Annotated in this window: 4 protein-coding genes; 2 read left to right on the top strand and 2 right to left on the bottom strand. The window is 60.4% G+C overall.

Annotated elements, in window-relative coordinates; genetic code table 11:
* The coding region (locus BN2503_RS19815) for an HAD domain-containing protein (protein WP_074930528.1) at positions 1-449 on the bottom strand (449 nt) is incomplete at its 3' end.
* A 112-nt stretch (positions 450-561) separates the two neighbouring features.
* Between BN2503_RS19815 and BN2503_RS18905 the strand changes: the two genes are divergently transcribed.
* Positions 562-861 (top strand): helix-turn-helix domain-containing protein, encoded by a 300-nt coding sequence (locus BN2503_RS18905; RefSeq protein ID WP_082366685.1) that lies wholly within the window; start codon positions 562-564, stop codon positions 859-861.
* On the opposite strand, the gene BN2503_RS18900 is transcribed toward BN2503_RS18905, so the two are convergent.
* Positions 858-1,205 carry a hypothetical protein gene (locus tag BN2503_RS18900; protein ID WP_233495139.1) on the bottom strand — a complete coding sequence of 116 codons (348 nt, stop codon included), beginning with the start codon at positions 1,203-1,205 and terminating at the stop codon, positions 858-860. The two genes, BN2503_RS18905 and BN2503_RS18900, sit on opposite strands and share 4 nt — an antisense overlap.
* A 107-nt stretch (positions 1,206-1,312) precedes the next feature.
* On the opposite strand from BN2503_RS18900, the gene BN2503_RS21275 reads away from it, so the two are divergent.
* A complete protein-coding gene (locus BN2503_RS21275; RefSeq protein WP_267887084.1) occupies positions 1,313-1,918 on the top strand; it encodes a helix-turn-helix domain-containing protein in 606 nt (201 codons plus the stop codon).
* Positions 1,919-1,927: the final 9 nt, after the last annotated feature.

Here is a 1,927-nt window from a genome sequence, read left to right as displayed (position 1 = left end):
CACAAGTTGCGCAGACGTGAGAGCAGTTGCGCTCCCAGCAGAGATGTCAGCCCCGTCTTGCCCTCAACCAGAAACAGCGACCTACAAAACGGTCTGTACAACCAAGGCCGGTCATCGACTGCGAGCCAGGGCAGGTAAGCCCGGTCATGGGCCCGCAGCCACGCATGGCATTCCGCCTCTCGCTCATAGCTGACGAGTGGCTGGGGAACATCTACCAAGTCACCGATTTTGGGTGTGCACCCTATGACCCTGGCCGCAACATCCCGAGAAAATCTTTCTCGAATGCGCCCAAGCGATTGCTGCAGGCGCCAGGTGCTGGTAATCACCAGCTCGCAATCTGGCACCTGCCGCACCACCTCCTCCAATACCGGCAGGCAGCAAAAATGCCGGGATTCGTGGCAGAACTCGGGGTGCAACACCCCATCGAAGTCTAGGAATAGGGTTGGCATGGCATAAGTTTGTCTGTGCCTGTCCAGGGAAGACCATTTTTCATCGCTTTGGCCACCCAATGAGACTAGTTGGTCGTGGTCTTTCTAGTCCCATTGCGCGGAAATCGAGGCAATGCCTCGAAAGAATGTTCCTCCCCACGCTGACTTCGGTCGTGCGCTGCAGCAACTGCGCGCCGCCCGGGGCGTGACTCAGGAAGACATGCTCTTGGCGACCAGCCGCAGGCACATCAGCCGTATTGAGCAAGGCCACCAGATGCCGAGCATCCGCGTCATCGAGAACCTGGCTGAAGGCCTGCAGATCCATCCCCTGACGCTCATGGTGGCCGCGTATTGCCCGGAAATAGATGCCACCTCGATCAAGGGCCTTCTCGATGCGGTGAGCGCCGACTTCGAGGCGCTGATCGCCGATTAGGCCAAGCGAGGGGCCTTGGCAGAGGCTTGGCTGTATCGTACGAGTTCTTCGAGGCCCTGCATCAAGCCAGGGTCAGTCGCGTCATCCCCACGCTGGAGCATCCGTCTCACGATCTCGCGATCCACAGTGACGCTGAGCAGGGTCATGGCCTCGTGCAGAGTGCCCATCTCTACGTCCATGCCTTGTCCTTGGCATGGCACCCCTGCCTTGGAGAGCAGCAGCAGCGTGATAGGCAGAGCGGCGCTACCCGGCCCTCGGGCTGCGTCCCAGCCATGACCAGCCAGCAAATCGTGCAGCTGATCGGCCACCAGCAGGAGCTGTTGATTGCCCAGTGCATGGGGCAAGACCGACTGCCACCCCCGGGAGTGGATTAGAGCCGCCAACTCGGTCTCCCCAAACTGTCCAAGATCCTTTTTCTGTACACGCAGCATGATTCGTCATTCAAATTAATATGAGACTATTCGGTCCCATTGGGGCCGGGCGTGCGAAGATAACGGAACATGCTGGGCGAATTCGTGCTCTCCGCTCCCTCCCCCGCCAATGGGAAGCTCCTGGTTGCACGAAGCCGAGAACGGAACAACCAACCCGTTGCCCAACACAGATCCATCCAACCCTTGCCTTGAAAAATCGCCTGGACTTCACCCGCTTGGCCGACCTGGATCGCCAGTTCTGCGAATTCGCCCAGTTGCAGCGCCACGCTCCCCCCAGGTGCGGCTGGACAAAGACCCTCCGGTTGGCATTGGGCATGAGTTCCAAGGCCTTGGGCAGTCGCCTGGGCATGACGGGCCAAGGCGTGCGCAAGCTGGAGCAGGCCGAGGCCGATGGCACTATCACCTTGAAAACCCTGGCCCGCCTGGCCCAGGGGCTAGATTGCGAAGTTCGTTATGTGCTGCTGCCCCGAACCAGCCTGGTCGAGCAGGTGCTCACGCGGGCCCAGCAGGTAGCCGATGCACCGCTGCCAGCTACATCCCATGCCGGGGCATTGCTGCACGAGGCCGAGACGTTGGAAGCGATTTCCACGCTGCTGGCTCGGGTGAACCGGCGGGGTTTTTGGTAAGTCTGGCAG

The organism is Paenacidovorax caeni (assembly GCF_001298675.1).
GTDB lineage: Bacteria > Pseudomonadota > Gammaproteobacteria > Burkholderiales > Burkholderiaceae_C > Paenacidovorax > Paenacidovorax caeni.
The sequence above is the reverse complement of the archived record's forward strand: the minus strand, read 5'-3'. Positions and strand labels throughout refer to the sequence as shown.

Coding starts and splice junctions, on each gene's coding strand:
- BN2503_RS18905 (WP_082366685.1), top strand. CDS start 562: ATGCCTCGAAAGAATGTTCCTCCCCACGCTGACTTCGGTCGTGCGCTG.
- BN2503_RS21275 (WP_267887084.1), top strand. CDS start 1,313: ATGAGACTATTCGGTCCCATTGGGGCCGGGCGTGCGAAGATAACGGAA.